The 17283-nt window shown below is 71.4% G+C and carries 17 protein-coding genes; 9 read left to right on the forward strand and 8 right to left on the reverse strand.

Annotated features, from left to right (window positions below):
* Positions 1–24: 24 nt before the first annotated feature.
* The 3 genes from BJ964_RS14135 to BJ964_RS14145 all read right to left on the reverse strand — a co-directional run bounded on the left by BJ964_RS14135 (position 25) and on the right by BJ964_RS14145 (position 3664).
* Entirely contained in the window at positions 25–918 is an 894-nt protein-coding gene (locus BJ964_RS14135) for a ribonuclease Z (RefSeq protein ID WP_188121093.1), read from the reverse strand.
* 337 nt (positions 919–1255) lie between these two features.
* Positions 1256–2197, reverse strand: a complete 942-nt coding sequence (gene ppk2, locus BJ964_RS14140; protein WP_188121094.1) for a polyphosphate kinase 2 — start codon at positions 2195–2197, stop codon at positions 1256–1258.
* 45 nt (positions 2198–2242) lie between these two features.
* On the reverse strand, positions 2243–3664 hold the full coding sequence (locus BJ964_RS14145) for a CYTH and CHAD domain-containing protein (protein ID WP_188121095.1): 1422 nt from the start codon (positions 3662–3664) through the stop codon (positions 2243–2245).
* 90 nt (positions 3665–3754) lie between these two features.
* Here BJ964_RS14145 and BJ964_RS14150 point away from each other — a divergent pair, with 90 nt between their 5' ends.
* Complete coding sequence (locus BJ964_RS14150; RefSeq protein WP_188121096.1) at positions 3755–3937, forward strand: hypothetical protein; 183 nt, start codon at positions 3755–3757, stop codon at positions 3935–3937.
* Here the strand turns inward: BJ964_RS14150 and BJ964_RS14155 are convergent.
* Positions 3934–4263: a hypothetical protein gene (locus tag BJ964_RS14155; RefSeq protein WP_188121097.1), complete on the reverse strand. Its 330-nt coding sequence runs from the start codon at positions 4261–4263 to the stop codon at positions 3934–3936. The genes BJ964_RS14150 and BJ964_RS14155 overlap by 4 nt on opposite strands.
* Before the next feature lie 169 nt (positions 4264–4432).
* Between BJ964_RS14155 and BJ964_RS14160 the strand changes: the two genes are divergently transcribed.
* Positions 4433–5047 carry a hypothetical protein gene (locus tag BJ964_RS14160; protein ID WP_188121098.1) on the forward strand — a complete coding sequence of 205 codons (615 nt, stop codon included), beginning with the start codon at positions 4433–4435 and terminating at the stop codon, positions 5045–5047.
* Between the two features lie 57 nt (positions 5048–5104).
* Here BJ964_RS14160 and msrA read toward each other — a convergent pair whose 3' ends face one another.
* Complete coding sequence (gene msrA, locus BJ964_RS14165) at positions 5105–5767, reverse strand: peptide-methionine (S)-S-oxide reductase MsrA (protein ID WP_188121099.1); 663 nt, start codon at positions 5765–5767, stop codon at positions 5105–5107.
* A gap of 2 nt (positions 5768–5769) precedes the next feature.
* On the reverse strand, positions 5770–6216 hold the full coding sequence (locus tag BJ964_RS14170; protein ID WP_188121100.1) for an HIT family protein: 447 nt from the start codon (positions 6214–6216) through the stop codon (positions 5770–5772).
* 24 nt (positions 6217–6240) lie between these two features.
* On the opposite strand from BJ964_RS14170, the gene BJ964_RS14175 reads away from it, so the two are divergent.
* The 3 genes from BJ964_RS14175 to ilvA are packed head-to-tail and all read left to right on the forward strand — an operon-like array spanning position 6241 to position 10026.
* Positions 6241–7392 (forward strand): cystathionine gamma-synthase, encoded by a 1152-nt coding sequence (locus tag BJ964_RS14175; protein WP_188121101.1) that lies wholly within the window; start codon positions 6241–6243, stop codon positions 7390–7392.
* A 26-nt stretch (positions 7393–7418) separates the two neighbouring features.
* Complete coding sequence (locus BJ964_RS14180; protein WP_188121102.1) at positions 7419–8777, forward strand: amidase; 1359 nt, start codon at positions 7419–7421, stop codon at positions 8775–8777.
* Between the two features lie 22 nt (positions 8778–8799).
* Positions 8800–10026 carry a threonine ammonia-lyase gene (ilvA, locus tag BJ964_RS14185; RefSeq protein WP_188121103.1) on the forward strand — a complete coding sequence of 409 codons (1227 nt, stop codon included), beginning with the start codon at positions 8800–8802 and terminating at the stop codon, positions 10024–10026.
* 49 nt (positions 10027–10075) lie between these two features.
* Here the strand turns inward: ilvA and greA are convergent, their stop codons facing one another.
* Positions 10076–10570: a transcription elongation factor GreA gene (gene greA, locus BJ964_RS14190; RefSeq protein ID WP_188121104.1), complete on the reverse strand. Its 495-nt coding sequence runs from the start codon at positions 10568–10570 to the stop codon at positions 10076–10078.
* Positions 10571–10697: 127 nt separating this feature from the next.
* Entirely contained in the window at positions 10698–11117 is a 420-nt protein-coding gene (locus BJ964_RS14195) for a DUF4307 domain-containing protein (protein WP_229806641.1), read from the reverse strand.
* A 117-nt stretch (positions 11118–11234) separates the two neighbouring features.
* Here BJ964_RS14195 and mca point away from each other — a divergent pair, with 117 nt between their 5' ends.
* The 4 genes from mca to BJ964_RS14215 all read left to right on the forward strand — a co-directional run bounded on the left by mca (position 11235) and on the right by BJ964_RS14215 (position 17251).
* The gene (gene mca, locus BJ964_RS14200; protein ID WP_188121106.1) at positions 11235–12116 is read left to right on the forward strand and encodes a mycothiol conjugate amidase Mca; all 882 of its coding nucleotides are present in this window, start codon (positions 11235–11237) and stop codon (positions 12114–12116) included.
* Positions 12117–12195: 79 nt separating this feature from the next.
* A complete protein-coding gene (locus BJ964_RS14205; protein ID WP_229806649.1) occupies positions 12196–12486 on the forward strand; it encodes a hypothetical protein in 291 nt (96 codons plus the stop codon).
* Between the two features lie 232 nt (positions 12487–12718).
* Complete coding sequence (locus tag BJ964_RS14210) at positions 12719–15247, forward strand: putative bifunctional diguanylate cyclase/phosphodiesterase (protein ID WP_188121108.1); 2529 nt, start codon at positions 12719–12721, stop codon at positions 15245–15247.
* Between the two features lie 12 nt (positions 15248–15259).
* Positions 15260–17251, forward strand: coding sequence for a thioredoxin domain-containing protein (locus BJ964_RS14215; RefSeq protein WP_188121109.1), 1992 nt, complete (start codon positions 15260–15262; stop codon positions 17249–17251).
* Positions 17252–17283: the final 32 nt, after the last annotated feature.

A 17283-nucleotide genomic window follows, 5' to 3' on the forward strand; every position in this document is an offset into this window, starting at 1 on the left:
CCGACGTTAGCCCGGCTCCGGCGGCTACCGCCGCGGCGGCACGGGCACCCGCATCAGATCCTCGGCGATCACGATCGGGCCGTCGAACTCCTTGCGTGCCTCCTCCAGGAAGCGGTCCGGCTCCGGGTAGCGCTGGGAGAAATGCGTCAAGACCAGTTTTCGTACGCCGCACTCGCGCGCGACCGCGGCGGCCTGCCCCGCCGTCAGGTGCCCCACCTGGGCGGCCAGCTCCGTGTCCTCGGCCAGGAAGGTGGACTCGATCACCAGCAGGTCCACGCCGTCGGCCAGCGCGAACACGCTGTCGCACAGGCCGGTGTCCATCACGAAGGCGAAACTCTGGCCGGGGCGGACCACGCTCACCTCCTCGAGCGCGACGTCACCCAGCCGGCCGGCCCGCAGCAGCTCACCGACCGCCGGGCCGCTGATGCCGCGCTCGGCCAGCAGCGCGGGCACCATCCGGCGGGAGTCGGGTTCGGCCAGGCGGTACCCGTACGTCTCGATGGAATGCCGGAGCGGCAGCGCGGTGAGGCGCCCCGCCGGGGTCTCCACCGCGAAGCCGGCGCCCACCGGACCGGGCACGATGTCGGCGTTGTCCCAGTAGCTGGTGGCATGCCGCAGGCGGTCGTAGAACTCCTGGCCGCCGGCCGGGTAGTGGACGTGGACCGGGTGCGGCACCCGGTCCAGCGAGATCCGCTGGAGGACGCCGGGCAGGCCGAGACTGTGGTCGCCGTGGAAGTGGGTGATGCAGATGCGCCGCAGCGGGGTGACCGGGAGGCCGGCCATCAGCAGCTGGCGCTGGGTGCCCTCACCCGGGTCGAAGAGGATCACCTCGTCGTCCCAGCGCAGCAGGTAGCCGTTGTGGTTGCGGTGCCGGGTGGGCACCTGGCTCGCCGTGCCGAGCGCGACAAGCTCCCGCATCCGTTCCTCCCCGGTGGAAATGAAGCGACCCCTGGGGACTTCCACACTCGCGAACGAGTGTGGTCCGGTCGGACTAGGCCGGATCCCCAGGGGTCGGGTGGCTGTCGTGTACTCGCCAGACCGTTGCCACACGGTCTCGACTCTTTGATCATTTTTAAGATCAAATTCGGACGCTTATCAAGAAGATCGTTTGACAAGCGTCCCAAGCTGTCGAGGACAGCGGCTAGCGGACAGCCACCTCACGAGTCCCGTTGCTACTCAACTTTGGACCACCTCCCTTCACGTGTACGGCCACGTTATCCACGAGGGGCCGGGAGCGCCAACGATTTTGAATCACTCAGAGCCGCGGGAATACCTGGGGAGAGGCATCGGGATTCTCCACCACGAGATTGGCGGAGCCGACGATCAGCGGGTCCGGGGCGCCGACGATCTTGATGTCTTTGCCCTCGTAGTCGAAACGGTGCAGCACATACCGCATCGCCTCCAGCCGGGCCCGCTTCTTGTCGTTGCTCTTCACCACCGTCCACGGGGCATCCGCCGTGTCGGTGTAGAAGAACATCGCCTCCTTGGCCTCGGTGTAGTCGTCCCACCTGTCCAGCGAGGCCAGATCCATCGGGGAGAGTTTCCACTGCCGGACCGGGTCCACCTGCCGGATCGCGAACCGGGTCCGCTGCTCGCCGCTGGTCACCGAGAACCAGAACTTCACCAGGTGGATCCCGGAGCGGACCAGCATCCGCTCCAGCTCCGGGGTCTGGCGGAGGAACTCCAGGTACTCCTTGCGCTCGCAGAAGCCCATCACCCGCTCGACGCCGGCCCGGTTGTACCACGACCGGTCGAAGAGCACGATCTCACCGGCCGCCGGCAGATGCTTGATGTACCGCTGGTAGTACCACTGGGTGCTCTCCCGCTGGTTCGGCTTCTCCAGGGCCACCACCCGGGCGCCACGCGGGTTCAGATGCTCCATGAACCGCTTGATCGTGCCGCCCTTGCCGGCCGCGTCCCGGCCCTCGAACAGGACCAGGAGACGGTTGCCGGTCTCCTTGCACCAGTTCTGGAGCTTCAGCAGCTCGATCTGGAGCAGCCGCTTGTCGTGGTCGTAGTCGGTGCGGGACAGGCGCTCGTCGTACGGGTAGTCCTCCCGCCACGTGGCCACCGGCTGCCCGTCGGCGTCGAGCAGGCGGGGGTCATCGTCCGCGTCGTCGAGGACGCGGTAGCCGGCCAGTTCGGCGATCGGCCCGTCGTAGGGATGGGTGCTCGCCAGCTCGTACTCCGATTGCATGACCCGACTTGATACCCCCGTCCGCCCCGAACACAACGTCCTTGATCAGAACAGTCGCCGGACTCTGCGCCGGCGCGCCGCCTTCGCCAGGCCGGGCACCTTGGCCAGCTCCTCCCGGCCGACCTGCTCCTGGCGCCCGTACAGCACACCGAAGTGGAAACTGCCCTCGCCCAGCTCGCGCAGAACCCCACGGGCGACGTTCGAATCCTGGTACGACCCGAGGCCGTCCTGTAGCGCGGTCAGCCGCTTCACCAGGCGTTTCGCGTCCTGACCGTGCCCCGGGACGAGCAGCTCGACGGAATACCGTGCCTGCTTGAAGCCCTTGCGGGACTCGTGGATCTCCTCCTCCACCCCGCTCGCCAGCGCCGCGTCCAGCCGATCGTCCGCTTTGGCCAGCACCTTCCGGGCACGGTTCACCGGGTCCGGGGTGTGGAACGGATCGCCGTCGACCAGCTCGTCGATCCGGTCCAGCAGATCCAGGTAGCGGTCCGACTCCAGAGCCCCGGCCAGCTCGGTGCGGCCGGTCTCGATCTGGTCCTCCAGGTGGGCGCGCACCCGGTCGGCGGCCGGGGCGAACTCCGGTCCCGCCTCCTGGACCAGGGCGAGCAGCTTCTCCTCCAGGACCTGTGGGTCACGGACCGCGCCCAGCACCCCGGCCAGCCAGCGCAACTCGTCACGGATGCCGGTGTCCGGGATCGACTTCCGGTACGTCTTCAGCGTGCTGCGCAGCCGCCGGGTGCCCACCCGCATCTGGTGCACGGCCCGGGGCTCGCCACGACGGGCCGCCGGGTCGAAGCCGATGATGGCGTCGCGCTGCTCACGGGCGTACGCCAGAACGGGGTTGACCTTGATCTTGGTCGGTTCGGCCGACCGGTGCTCGGCGAGCCGGCCGGCCAGCGCCCGCGCCACCTTGGAGGGCCCCTCGGCCGGTCGCGCGCCGGCGGCGAACAGAGCCTCCTCGACCGCGTCGAGCACCGCCGCGTCGCCGGAGACCAGCTCGACCTCGATCTCCTGCCAGGCCTGCTCGGCGCCGTCCGACTCGGCGCGCACCTGATCCTGCGCGATCAGCGCGAGAGTGCGGCCGCCGGAATCCCGCAACGGCGTCTCCACCCGGTGTGTGCGCAGCCGGGCCACCGGGGTCAGCGGCCGCCGCCGGACGATCGACCGGACCACGCTGACCAGCTCGGCGGGCACCTCGTCGGAGTCGCCGGGCAGCCGGTGCTCGGTCCGGCCGGCGCCGTCCCCGGGGGTCTTGAGATGCCACCCGGCGTCGTTGCCGCCGGAGCGCCGGCGGAGAGTCCGGCGATTTCTCATCAAGATCAGATCTTCGGTGTCGAAGTAGGTGGCGTCGAGATCGTGGATCTCGGCACCGTCGACTCCGGCGATATCTCCGGCGCCGACCAGATCAGGAAGCTCGAAGGTCTCGGGGACGTCGTACTTGCGCTCGGTCTCGGTGGCGATCTCCACCCGTCCATGGTGCCTGCCGCGGCGGCTGATGCACAGCGGTGTCTCAGGTTCGCCTGGCACCGTGGTGACCCGGCTCGTAAGGAGTGCTGCATGGAGAAGCCCGAACGTCGTCCCGTCCCACTCGCCGCCTCACTCGCCGGTCTGCGCCTTCTCGGCGCCGGCGCGGTTCTCGGCCTGGCCCTCGCGGTGCCCGGGTCATCGGCCCAGGCCGACCCGCCCCGCCCGCCGGCCGCCACCCAGGACTCGGCGGCCGACGACGCCCCGGAGAGCTAGAGCAGCCGGGCGTCGTCGCGCGCGTGCAGGTAGATGGCGCGGGCGTAGTTCGCCGTCGCCGCGTTGTAGTACATCGTGGCCAGGCCGGTGTAGAAGCCGTTCGCTGTCAGCGCGTTCTTCGCGTTGGCCGTGGCGGACCAGCGGATCTCGGCGTCGGTGGTGCTGATGCCGCGGCGCGCGCAGCGCAGGCGGTTCATCTCCTTGCCGGTCTTCCAGGTCTCCAGGGCGTCCTCGGCCTCGCGCATCATGTCCCGCGCCTGTTGCAGGAGGAACTCGGCGAGATCCCAGCTGGCCCGTTCCTCGTCGTTGTGGTACCTCGTCGTCATGCCCTACCTCCCGTGTTACTCGATTTCGAGTGTGAGTGGGATGTCCGGACATGTCGATTTTTTTCGATCGCGCGCGTGAATTCCGCGCCCCCGTCTTGACCTTCACCGGGCGGCAGGCGTGCCCTCGTCGTTGCCGCCGTCGACGACAATGATCGGAATGCTGGAGGAGTTGCGAAGCAGAGTCGAGCGGTGCCGCGCCGCAGCGGCCGAGTCGGGTCTGCCGGTCGAGATCGGGCCGCCGCTCGCGTTGCCGGGGGCGCCCGCGGACGCGCCGCCGGCCGCGGTGGCGGCGTACCGGCTGTTCGAGTGGGTGGCCGGCCCGCTCTTCCGGTTCGACTGCCCCGACGAGCTGCGCTCGATCGAGGGGTGGCGGGCGCGATCCGACATCGAGATGCTCCTGCCCATGCCGATCGAGCTCGGCTGGGAGATGTGGTCGTGGCAGTCCGTGACGAAGGGCCGCCTCGGCGTTCAGGGAGGCGAGGGCATCTGCCTCGATCCGGTCAAGGGCGACGTGTACTACGTCGAGGACTGGGCGTGGTTCCAGAGAAACATCGAGTGGGAGGCCGTCGAGGACGTCCACCACCCGATCGCGCCGGATGCGGTGACCTTCTTCGCCGACTGGGTCTTCGGGCCGCGCTATCCGGAGCTGGTCTCCCTGGTGCTCGGCCCCGGCCTGCTGGAGCACCGCATCCGCAAGGGCCGGCACAAGGGCGAGCTCACCGATGCCTGGCTGCGCCTGCTCCAGCGGGCAGAGCTTCTCGAGGAGCGCACGGCCACGGAGTAGCCGGTAGTGCCGAACAGGTGGCCGACAGCAGGGCCGGCGGCCACCTGTTCCGGTGGGTCAGCGCTCGTCGGGGACCGGGGCGACGCCGATCGGGCAGGTCATGCCGTTCGGGCCGTGGTTGCAGTAGCCGCCCGGGTTCTTGTCGAGGTACTGCTGGTGGTAGTCCTCGGCGTAGTAGTACGCGGTCAGCGGCTTGATCTCGGTGGTGATCGTCCCGTGACCGGCGGCCGTGACCACCGGCTGGAAGGCGTCCCGTGCGGCCGCCGCCGTCTCCGCCTGGGCGTCCGTGGTCGTGTAGATCGCGGACCGGTACTGGGTGCCCACGTCGTTGCCCTGGCGCATGCCCTGGGTCGGGTCGTGGTTCTCCCAGAAGGCCTTCAGTAGGTCGGCATAGCTGATCTTGTCGGGGTCGTGGACCACCTGGACCACCTCGGTGTGGCCGGTCGTCCCGAAGCAGGTCTCCTCGTACGTCGGGTTGGCGGTGAAACCACCCGCGTAGCCGGCCGACGTGGAGTGCACGCCGGGCAGCTGCCAGAAGATCCGCTCCGCGCCCCAGAAACAGCCCATTCCGAAGACCGCGACCTCCAGCCCGTCGGGCCACGGGCCCTTCATCGGGGTGCCGAGCACGGTGTGCCTCTCCGCGACCGGCGTCTCGGTGTCGCGGCCGGGCAGGGCGGTCTCGGCGGTGGGCAGGTCGAGCTTCTTGTACCGCAGGAACACGGTCACTCCCTTCGTCCGGTCTCTGCAACGCTGAGCCGGGTGTATTCCTTACCGACGGCGGCGGCGATCCCGGTGGCCTCGTCGTCGTCGGCGTATTTCCGGCGCGGCCAGAAGAAGCCCTTCAAACCATCGCCTCTGGTACGGGGTACGACGTGCGTGTGCAGGTGCGGCACCGACTGGGAGACGACGTTGTTCATCGCCACGAAGGTGCCCTGCGCGCCGAGCGCGGCGGGGACGGCGGCCGCGATCCGGCGCACGAACCCGAAATATTCCGGCAAGTCCGAGGGTGACAGGTCGGGAAGTGTGACGATGTGGGGGCGGGGGATCACCAGGACGTGGCCCTTGAACACCGGGCGGACGTCGAGGAACGCCAGCCCGGCCGGGCCGGAGGCCACCAGGAACGCCGGGACCGACCCCGCCACGATGCCGCAGAACACACAGTCTGCCATCCAGTGAGACTAGCCTTGCGCAACATGACCGTTGACAGCTATGGGTTCGACACCCTCGCCATCCATGCCGGCCAGGAGCCGGACCCGCGGACCGGCGCGGTGGTGCCACCCATCTATCAGACGAGCACCTACGCCCAGGACGCGGTCGGTGCTCCGCGTCTGGGTTACGAGTACAGCCGGTCCGGCAACCCGACCCGGGACTCGCTCCAGGAGTGCCTCGCGGCGATCGAGAACGGGCGGCGCGGGCTGGCCTTCGCGAGCGGCCTCGCGGCCGAGGACACCCTGCTGCGTACGGTGTGCCGCCCGGGGGATCACGTGGTCATCCCGAACGACGCGTACGGCGGCACGTTCCGGCTGTTCAGCAAGGTCGCCGAGCGGTGGGGCCTGGACTGGACGGCGGTGCCGCTGGACGACATCGACGCGGTGCGGGCCGCCTTCCGTCCCGGGCACACCCGGCTCATCTGGTCCGAGACGCCGACCAACCCGTTGCTCAACGTGAACGACATCGCGCTGCTGGCCGGTCTCGCCCACGAGTACGACGCGATGCTCGCGGTGGACAACACGTTCGCGTCGCCGTACCTCCAGCAGCCGCTCGCGTTCGGCGCCGACGTGGTGATCCACTCGACCACCAAGTACCTGGGCGGCCACTCGGACGTGGTCGGCGGGGCCCTGGTCACCGCGGACGACGGGCTCGGCGAGGAGCTGGCCTTCCACCAGAACGCGATGGGCGCGGTGAACGGCCCGTTCGACGCGTGGCTCACCCTGCGCGGGATCAAGACCCTCGGTGTACGGATGGACCGGCACTGTGACAACGCCGAGCGGATCGTCGCCTACCTGAGCGAGCACCGGGCCGTGGCCGAGGTCCTCTACCCGGGCCTGGAGACGCATCGCGGTCACGAGGTGGCGGCCAAGCAGATGAGCCGGTTCGGCGGCATGGTCTCGTTCCGTACCGTCGGCGGCCCGGAGCAGGCGGTGGCCGTCTGCAACCGGGCGAAACTCTTCGTGCTCGCCGAGTCGCTGGGCGGTGTGGAATCGCTGATCGAGCACCCGGGCCAGATGACACATCTGTCGGCTGCGGGCTCAGCGCTTGAGGTTCCCGCCGATCTCGTGAGACTGTCTGTCGGCATCGAAACCGTTGACGATCTGCTCGCGGACCTGGAGCAGGCTCTCGGATAACTGACCGACGCTGGAGATTCTGCGCGATGGACTCGACGACCTGGGTGGGAGCAACCGCTAAACAGATCGCTCGCGCGGTGCGCCGCGGCGATGCGAGCGCCACCCAGGTCGTGGCCGACCATCTGGAGCAGATCGGCATCTCCGATCCGGCGCTCGGCGCGTTCCGGGTGGTCCGCGGCGGTGAGGCGATCACCGAGGCGGAGAAGGTCGACGACCAGGAGGACCTGGCGAACCTGCCGCTCGCCGGGGTGCCGGTCGCGGTCAAGGAGAACACTCCGGTCGCGGGACTGCCCACCTGGCACGGCTCGGCCGCCGCGCGTACCCCCGAGGTCGCCGAGGAGGACCACGAGGTGGTCCGCCGGCTGCGCGGGGCCGGCGCCGTCGTGGTCGGGGTGACCCGGATGCCGGAGATGGGTCTCTGGGCGGTCACCGACGACGAGGACGGGCCGACCCGCAACCCGTGGGATCTGGAGCGGACCCCGGGCGGCTCGTCCGGCGGGTCGGCGGCGGCGGTGGCGGCCGGGCTGGTGCCGCTCGCGCAGGGCAACGACGGTCTCGGCTCGATCCGGATCCCGGCGGCCTGCTGCGGGCTGGTCGGGCTGAAGCCGGGCCGCGGCGCGGTCCCGGTCGACTTCGGTGACAAGGACTGGTTCGGCCTGGTGGAGAACGGGATGCTGGCCACCACGGTGGCCGACGCCGCACTCGGCTTCGCGGTCCTCGCCGGGCAGGTGCCGGGCAAGCTGGTGGAGCCGGCGAAGCTGCGGATCGGTGTCTCGCTGCGCTCGCCGGCGGCCGGCGTGAAACCGGACGAGCCGAACGTCTCGGCCGTCACGAAGGCGTCGAAGCTGCTCGTCGACGCGGGGCACGACACGGTGACCGCGGACCCCACCTACCCGGCCGGGGTGGCGCTCGGGGTGCTCGCCACCTGGTTCGCCGGGGCGTACAAGAACTCCGAGGGACTCCCGCTGGAGCGGCTCCAGCCGCGCACCCGGCGGCACATCCAGCTCGGCAGGGCGGTCACGAAGGCCGGGCTGGTCCGGCAGCGGCAGCGCGACGCCTGGCGGGAGCGGTCCATCCAGTTCTTCGCCGACCGTTCGATCGACCTGCTGCTCACCCCGGCGCTGGCGACCGCGCCGCCGCCGGCCGTGCAGTACTCGGCCTCGGCCTGGCGCAAGAACATGTGGGCCAACGCGTCGTACGCGCCGTACGCCGCCCCGTGGAACTACGCCGGACTGCCCGCGATCGTGGTGCCGGTCGGGTTCCGGCCGGACGGGCTGCCGCTGGCCGTGCAGCTGGTCGGCCCGCCCGACTCGGAGTTGCTGATGCTCGCGGTGGCCGGCCAGTTCGAGGTGCTCAACCCCTGGCAGCGTCACGCCCTCGTGTGAGCTGGTGGCACGATTGGCGCCCATGGACCTGCTCACTCTCGCCGACGTAGAGGCCGCCCGAGATCTGCTCGCCCCGGTGGTCAAGAAGACGCCGCTGATCCCGTCCCGGCCGCTCGGCGAGATCACCGGGGTGCCGGTCTGGCTGAAGTGTGAGAACCAGCAGCGCGCCGGGTCGTACAAGGTGCGGGGCGCCTACACCCGGATCGCCCGGCTGTCCGGCGCGGAGCGCTCGCGCGGCGTGGTCGCCGCCAGCGCCGGCAACCACGCCCAGGGGGTGGCGCTCGCGGCGGGCCTGCTCGGCACGCAGGCCACCGTCTTCATGCCGGAGGGCGCGCCGCTGCCCAAGGTCAGCGCCACCAAGGGGTACGGCGCCGCCGTCGAGTACGCCGGGACCAGTGTCGACGACGCGCTGGAGGCGGCCTACGACTACGCGGCCACCACCGGGGCGGTGCTGATCCACCCGTTCGACCACGCGGACGTCATCGCCGGTCAGGGCACCGTGGCGCTGGAGATCCTGGAGCAGCGGCCGGAGGTGACCACGATCGTGACCGCGGTCGGCGGCGGCGGGCTGATCTCCGGTGTGGCGGTCGCGGCCAAGGCGTTGCGGCCGGACATCCGGATCATCGGGGTGCAGGCGGCCGGCGCGGCGGCGTACCCCGTCTCGCTCGAAGCCGGAGCACCCCGGAAGCTGGACGCGTGCGCCACCATCGCCGACGGCATCGCCGTCCGGCGGCCCGGCGATCTGCCCTTCGCGCATGTCGCGAAGCTGGTCGACGAGATCGTCACGGTGCAGGACGAGGACCTGTCGGCAGCCCTGCTGGTGCTTCTGGAACGGCACAAGACGGTGGTCGAGCCGGCCGGGGCGGCGGCCGTCGCGGCGCTGCTGACCGGGGCGTACGTCCCCCTCGACGGCCCGGTCGTGGCGATCCTGTCCGGCGGCAACATCGACCCGATGCTGCTGATGCGGGTGATCGAGCACGGGCTGGCCTCGGCGGGCCGGTTCCTGCGGCTCGCGGTCCGCTGCACCGACCGGCCCGGGCAGCTGGCCCGGCTGCTGCGCGAGATCGCCGAGCAGCGGGCCAACGTGGTCGACGTGAACCATTCGCGGCAGAGTCCGCGCCTCAGCTTCGGCGAGGTCGAGGTGGCGCTGTCGGTGGAGACGCGGGGGCCGGCGCACTCGTCGGCGCTGATCCAGGCGCTGCGCGACGCCGGTTACCGGGTGGCGCTGCTGGCCGACACCACACCCTGAGAACGCGAAACGGCCCGCGGCGCATCCGCCGCGGGCCGTCGCGAAGGGATCAGCCCTCGAACGGGCCGAACTCGACCACGGTGACCTTGATGTCGGCGCCGCTGGGGGCCGTGTAGGTCACCGTCTGACCGGGCCGGGCACCGAGGATCGCCTTACCCAGCGCCGACTCGGGGCTGTAGACCGTGTGCGTGGTGGTGGAGGAGATCTCCCGCGAACCGAGCAGGAACGTCTCGGTGTCGGCCTGGTCGTCGTCGAAGTAGATCGTCACGACCGAGCCCGGGGTGACCGTGTCGCTCTTCTGGACCTCGCCGATCTCCGAGTTGCGCAGGAACTCCTTCAAGTACAGGATCCGGCCCTCCTGGCGGCTCTGCTCCTCACGGGCGGCGTGGTAGCCGCCGTTCTCCCGCAGGTCGCCTTCCTCGCGCCGGGCGTTGATCTCCGCAGCTATCGCCGGCCGGTTGGCGATCAACTCGTCGAGCTCGGCCTGCAGCCGGTCGTGAGCGTCCTGGGAGAGCCAGGTCTTCGGCGTCTCGGAACTGGACACGGTCGATCTCCTTGCTGGAACTGGGCAATGTCACTGCTAGGGGGTCACTGCTCGCATCCTGAACGCAGCGAATCACCAAGCTTACCAGCGGTACTCACTCCGGCCGGAAGTCGAAAGTTTCGCGTATCTAGCCGGCCGCGCGGCAGCCCATCACGTCACCGACCGCCGCCCGGGCGGTGGTGGTCACCGGCTCCCGGAGCGTGACCGAGCCACCGTCGGGCGGCGCCGGGAAGGTCACCGGCCGGCGGCCCACCTCGAAGCCGTCGTAGTCGCGGGCCCGCAACATGCACAACGCCTGAGCGCCCTCGGGCACCCGCACCCGGAACTCGATCACCATCTGCGTGTCCGACGGGACGCTCCAGCCGACGATCTCCGGGCTGTAGTCGGTCTGCCCGTACTTGTCGTAGTAGGCGACCGTGAGCCCGCCCAGGAGCAGCGCGAACACCGCCACGGCGACCGCGAACGGCCAACGGCGCCGGCCGCCCTCGCGGCGACGGCCGTACCGGCCGGGCGGGAAGACCGGCGCTGTGGTGTGCGTCTCGCTCACCTGTCGACCTCTCGTGCGTTCGTTGTCAGTGGGATCGGCCAGAATGGCAGAGTCCATCTTCGCAGCCGATCCCGGTCTGCCCCGCGCGGCAGGTCTGGTCGAGAGGATTTCAACACCGTGGCCGAGCAATTGCGTCTGATGACCGTGCACGCGCACCCCGACGACGAGTCGAGCAAGGGTGCCGCCACCATGGCGAAGTATGTCGCCGAGGGTGTCCAGGTGCTGGTCGCGACCTGTACCGGTGGGGAGCGGGGCAGCGTCCTCAACCCCAAGATGGACCGGCCCGAGGTGCTCGCCGACATTGCCAACATCCGCCGCGCCGAGATGGACAAGGCTCGCGAGATCCTCGGCGTCGACCAGGCCTGGCTCGGCTTCGTCGACTCCGGTCTGCCCGAGGGCGACCCGCTGCCGCCGCTGCCGGAGGGCTGCTTCGGCCTCCAGGACCCGGAGGAGGCGGCGAAACCGCTGATCAAGCTGATCCGCGAGTTCCGGCCGCACGTCATGACGACCTATGACGAGAACGGCGGCTACCCGCACCCGGACCACATCATGTGCCACAAGATCTCGGTGGTGGCCTTCGACGCGGCCGGCGACCCGGAGAAGTACCCGGAGCTCGGCGAGCCCTGGCAGCCCTCGAAGCTGTACTACAACTCCGGCTGGACCCGCGCGCGGATGCTCGCGCTGCACGAGGGCATGCTGGCGGCCGGGCTCGAGTCGCCGTACACGGAGTGGCTGGAGAAGTGGTCGGACCGGCAGGACCGGGGCGACAAGATCACCACCCGGGTCGAGTGCGGAGAGTATTTCGGCGTTCGCGACGACGCGCTGCGCGCCCATGCCACCCAGGTCGACCCGGACGGGTTCTGGTTCCACATCCCGCTCGAGATGCAGCAGAAGGTGTGGCCCACCGAGGACTTCGAGCTCGCCCGCTCGGTCGTCGACAGCCCGATTCCGGAGTCCGACCTGTTCGCGGGCATCCGGGAGAAGGTCGGCGCCCACTGAGCAGTAGGCTGGCGGGGTGGACGTCGTTTTCGCGGTCAACAACTTCGGTGACACCCGATCGGGCGGTCTGGCCGGCCCGATGGGGCTGTTCCTCATCGTCCTGATGTGCGTAGCGACCGTGCTGCTGATCCGCAACATGAACAAGCGCATTCGTCGGCTTCCCGACAGTTTCCCGCCGGCCGGTGAGCGGGATCGTGTGGCGCAGATCGCCCGGGACGCCGCCGGCGCCGGGAGTTCCGGCGCTCCGGCGGCCGCCCAGGTCGAGCCCGGTCGATCGGAAACGGCCGCCGGAGCAGCAGAAGCCGAGGTGGCGGGCGTGTCCGAGGAGCAAAGTGGATCCGTGTCCGGCGACGGGCGCGAGCGTTCCTGATCGAGCCGCCGGCCGGCCGGCCCGCGTGGTTTCGGCCCGCCCGCGCCGAGTGTGCCCCTTCGGCCGCCGTCAAGCCCTGTTGCGTTCATCGCGATTGATTTAGCCTTCCGCCCGGGGGCCGTACGGCCCTCGGACCCTGCGCGGAAGGGGGCGCCGACATGACCACGGTTCGGCGCCGACTCTCGGTAACCGCGCTGCACGTGCATCCGGCCGTGCGACGGCGGGCGTCGCCATGACCTCCCCACCGCGTTCCCGATTCGGGTCCGCCGGGCTGACCGGCCGCCCCCGCCCGGTGCGGATCCTCACCGCCGTCGTCGTGATCGCCGCCGCCGCGGCCGTCGTCCTCGGCGCGTTCCAGCCCGTGCGACCGGCCGACGGGCGCCCGCTCGCCCCGGTCTACGGCGTCTGCGTGGCCGCCGTGCTCGCCGCCATCGCCCAGCTCGCCGGACTGCGGTTCCGGCTCGGCCCGGACGCGGTGTCGGTCAGCTGGGCGGAGGCCGCCGTGGTGGTCGGCTTCGTGCTGGCCCCGGCCGGCTGGCTGCCCGCCGCCACCCTGGCCGGCACCGGCGCCGCGTGGCTGCTGCTCGCCTGGTGCACCGGCCTGCGCAACGTCACCGAGATCGTGCACCTGATCGCCTCGATGACCCTCGGCGTGGCCGGGGCCGCCCTGGTCACCTCGATGCTCGCCGGGGACGTGCCGGTGCACAGCGCCCGGCTGCCGCTGGCCCTGATGGCCGGCGCCGGCACCTACCTGCTCATCACGTTCGGCCTGGTGGTGCTCACCCTGATGCTGCACCGGGACGCGCACCCCGGGCAGATCGCCACCCGGGTCCTCTACGCCAAGCTGCCGATGACCGTGGGGAACCTGATCGTCGGCCTGTGCGCGGTCTACGCCCTGATCCGGGAGCCGTTCTGGCTGCTCGCCTTCGGGCCGGTGCTGTGGCTGCTGCACCGGACCTACCGGTTCCACCTGCGCGCCGCCGAGGAGCGCCGGATGTGGGAGGCCTTCGCGGCCGCCACCGCCCGGCTGCCCGGTGCCAGCGAGGCCGAGGTGGCGCGGGCCGGGCTGCTCGGCGCGCTCGACGTCTTCGGTGCCCGCCGGGCCGAGCTGGAGGTCCGCACCGGGCACGGCTGCCGGCGGTACGCCCAGGACCTCCCCGGACTGCTGGACTCGACCGGCGGCCGCTCCGGCCCGGCGATCACCCGCACCATGGCGGTGTCCGGCCGCCCGGTCGGCGAGCTCACCGTCTGGCTCGCCGAGCCCGGGCTGCCGGTGCCGCGCGACGAGGCGGCGATCGCGGCGTACGGGGAGGCGCTGGCCGGGGCCCTGCACGACGCGGCCGCCCACCAGCGGATCGTCGAGGTGGAGGCACGCGCCGCCCACGAGCGGGTGCACGACCCGCTCACCGGCCTGATCAACCGCGCCTCGCTCAGCGCCGAGGGCGACCCGCTGGTGCGCGCGCTCGACCGGGAGCGCCCGGTCGCGCTGCTGCTGCTCGACGTGGTCGGGTTCGGCGAGGTGAACAGCACGCTCGGCCACGGCGGCGGCGACGAGGTGCTGCGCCTGATCGCGGACCGGCTCAGCGGCCTGATCCGGGACGGGGAACTGATCGGGCGGACCGGTGACGACGAGTTCGCCCTGCTGGCGCCGGTCGCGACGCTCGCCGACTCGGCCGCCCCGGCACACGGCGAGCCCAGCCCGCTGCCGACCGCCCTGCGCCGGGCCCGGGAGCTGGTCGAACAGCTGCGGGTGCCGATGGAGGTGGCCGGCGTCCGGCTGTCGATCGAGGTGACCGTCGGCGTGGCGGTGGAGCGGGCCGGCCAGTGCGAGGTGGGCGAGCTGCTGCGCCGCGCGTCGCTGGCCACCACGCGGGCCAGGGAGCTGGGCGTCACCGTCGGGACGTACGACAGCGGGCAGGACGCGAGCAGCACCGACCGGCTGGCGCTGCTCGCCGACCTCCAGGACGCGTTCGCCGCCGACGACCAGATCATGCTGCACCTGCAACCCGCCGTGGACCTGGTCACCTCCGAGCCGACCGGGGTCGAGGCGCTGGTCCGCTGGCGGCACCCGCGGCGCGGCTACCTGTCGCCGGCCGAGTTCCTGCCCGCCGTGGAGCGCAGCGAGCTGCTCATCCCGTTCACCCGGCGGGTGCTCGACCTGGCCCTCGCCGCGGCGGCGGACTGGACCGCGAACGGCATCGACGTACCGGTCTCGGTGAACGTCTCGGCCCGCAGCCTCACCGACCCGACCTTCCCGGCCCAGGTGACCGAGGCGCTGCGCCGGCACCGGACCCCCGCGTCGCGGCTGGTCCTGGAGATCACCGAGTCGGTGGCGGTCAGCGAGCAGGAGATCGTCGACGAGGTGCTGGCCCGGCTGCGGTCCTCCGGCGTCCAGGTGTCGCTCGACGACTTCGGCACCGGCTTCTCCTCGCTGGCGTCGGTCACCCGGATGCCGGTCGACGAGATCAAGATCGACCGGTCGTTCGTGGACGAGATGATCGACTCGGCGGCGGCCGGCGCCGTGGTGCGCGGCGCGGTCGAACTCGGCGCCCGGCTGGGCGTGCGGGTGGTCGCCGAGGGCATCGAGACGATCGAGCAGCGAGCCGCCCTGATCGCGCTCGGCTGCCCGTCCGCGCAGGGCTACCACTTCTGCAAGCCGATGCCCGCCGACAAGATCGTTCAGGCGTTGTCGCAGCTGGCCCGGTCGGCCTCCGGTGGCAATGTGACCCCGTTGCGCGCGGACGACGCCTCGACCGCGTGAGAGGCTGGGGGCATGGCCAACCGTCTCGCCGACGCCACGTCCCCCTACCTGCTCCAGCACCGGGACAACCCGGTCGACTGGTGGCCCTGGTCCGCGGAGGCGTTCGCCGAGGCGCGCAGACGGGACGTGCCGGTGCTGATCTCGGTCGGTTACGCGGCCTGTCACTGGTGTCACGTGATGGCGCACGAGTCCTTCGAGGACGCGTCGATCGCCGCGAAGCTCAACGACGGGTTCGTGGCGATCAAGGTGGACCGTGAGGAGCGGCCCGACATCGACGCCGTCTACATGACCGCCACGCAGGCGATGACCGGCCAGGGCGGCTGGCCGATGACGGTCTTCGCCACGCCCGGCGGCGAGCCGTTCTTCTGCGGCACCTACTTCCCGAAGCAGAGCTTCGCCCACCTGCTCGACTCGGTCACCACCGCCTGGCGGGAGCAGCGCGACGACGTGCTCGCCCAGGGCGCCGCGGTGGTCCAGGCCGTCGGCGGGGCCCAGCTGGTCGGTGGCCCGACCGCGCCGATCTCCGCGGATCTGCTCGGCGCCGCGGTGGTCGCCCTCCTCAAGGACCACGATCAGACGTACGGGGGATTCGGCGGCGCCCCCAAGTTCCCGCCGCACATGAACCTGCTCTTCCTGCTCCGCCACCACGAGCGCACCGGGTCGTCGGAGGCGCTCGAGACGGTCCGTCACACGTGTGAGCAGATGGCCCGCGGCGGCCTCTACGACCAGTTGGCCGGTGGCTTCGCGCGGTACTCGGTGGACGCCACGTGGACGGTGCCGCACTTCGAGAAGATGCTGTACGACAACGCGCTGCTGCTCCGGGTCTACACCCAGCTGTGGCGGCTCACCGGGGACGTGATCGCCCGCCGGGTCGCCGACGAGACCGCCGCCTTCCTGTTGCGTGACCTCGGCACGTCGCCGGGTGGCCTGGCGTCGGCCCTGGACGCCGACGCGTCCGGGGTCGAAGGCTCCACCTACGCGTGGACGCCCGCCGAACTGGTCGAGGCGCTCGGTGAGGAGGACGGCCGCTGGGCCGTCGACCTGTTCCGGGTCACGCCTACCGGAACGTTCGAGCACGGCAAGAGCGTGCTGGTCCTGGCCCGCGACATCGACGAGGCCGACCCCGCGCTGATCGCCCGCTGGCAGGACGTCCGGCAGCGCCTGCTCGCCGCCCGGGCGGCCCGCCCGCAGCCGGCCCGCGACGACAAGGTGGTCGCCTCCTGGAACGGTCTGGCCGTCACCGCCCTGGCCGAGCACGGCGTGCTCACCGGCTCGGAGGCCTCCCGTGCGGCGGCGGTCAGCCTGGCCGGGGTGCTGGCCGTCCGGCACCTGGTCGACGGCCGTCTGCGCCGGGTCTCCCGGGACGGCGTGGCCGGCGAACCGGCCGGGGTGCTGGAGGACTACGGCTGTGTGGCCGAGGCGTTCCTGGCCGTCCACCAGATCACCGCCGACCCGCGCTGGCCCGCCCTGGCGAAACAGCTGCTGGACGTGGTGCTGGACCACTTCGGCACCGGGCAGGGCGGCTTCTACGACACCGCCGACGACGCCGAGAAGCTGCTCACCCGGCCCGCCGACCCGACCGACAACGCCACCCCGTCCGGCGCGTCGTCGGTCTGCGCGGCCCTGGTCGCCTACGCGGCCCTCACCGGTGAGACGTCCTATCGGGAGGCGGCCGACACGGCGCTGGCCACCCTGGGGCCGCTGATCGAGGGGCACCCGCGGTTCGCCGGCTACGCGGCCACCGTCGCCGAGGCGGCGCTCGCCGGGCCGTACGAGATCGCCGTGGCCACCACCGACCCGTCGGATGCGCTGGTCGAGGCCGCTTTCCGGCACGCCCCCGGCGGTTCGGTCGTCGTCGCGGGCGAGCCGGACCGGCCCGGAGTGCCGCTGCTGGCCGACCGTCCGCTGCTCGACGGCCGCGCCACCGCCTATGTGTGCCGGGGATTCGTCTGTGAGCGCCCGGTCACGACCCCCGGCGATCTGCTCACCCGGCTCGCCAAGTGACTCCGGCGAGGAGAGGTCGGCCGGTCGCGCCC

The organism is Actinoplanes lobatus, assembly GCF_014205215.1.
GTDB classification, from domain to species: Bacteria; Actinomycetota; Actinomycetes; order Mycobacteriales; family Micromonosporaceae; genus Actinoplanes; species Actinoplanes lobatus.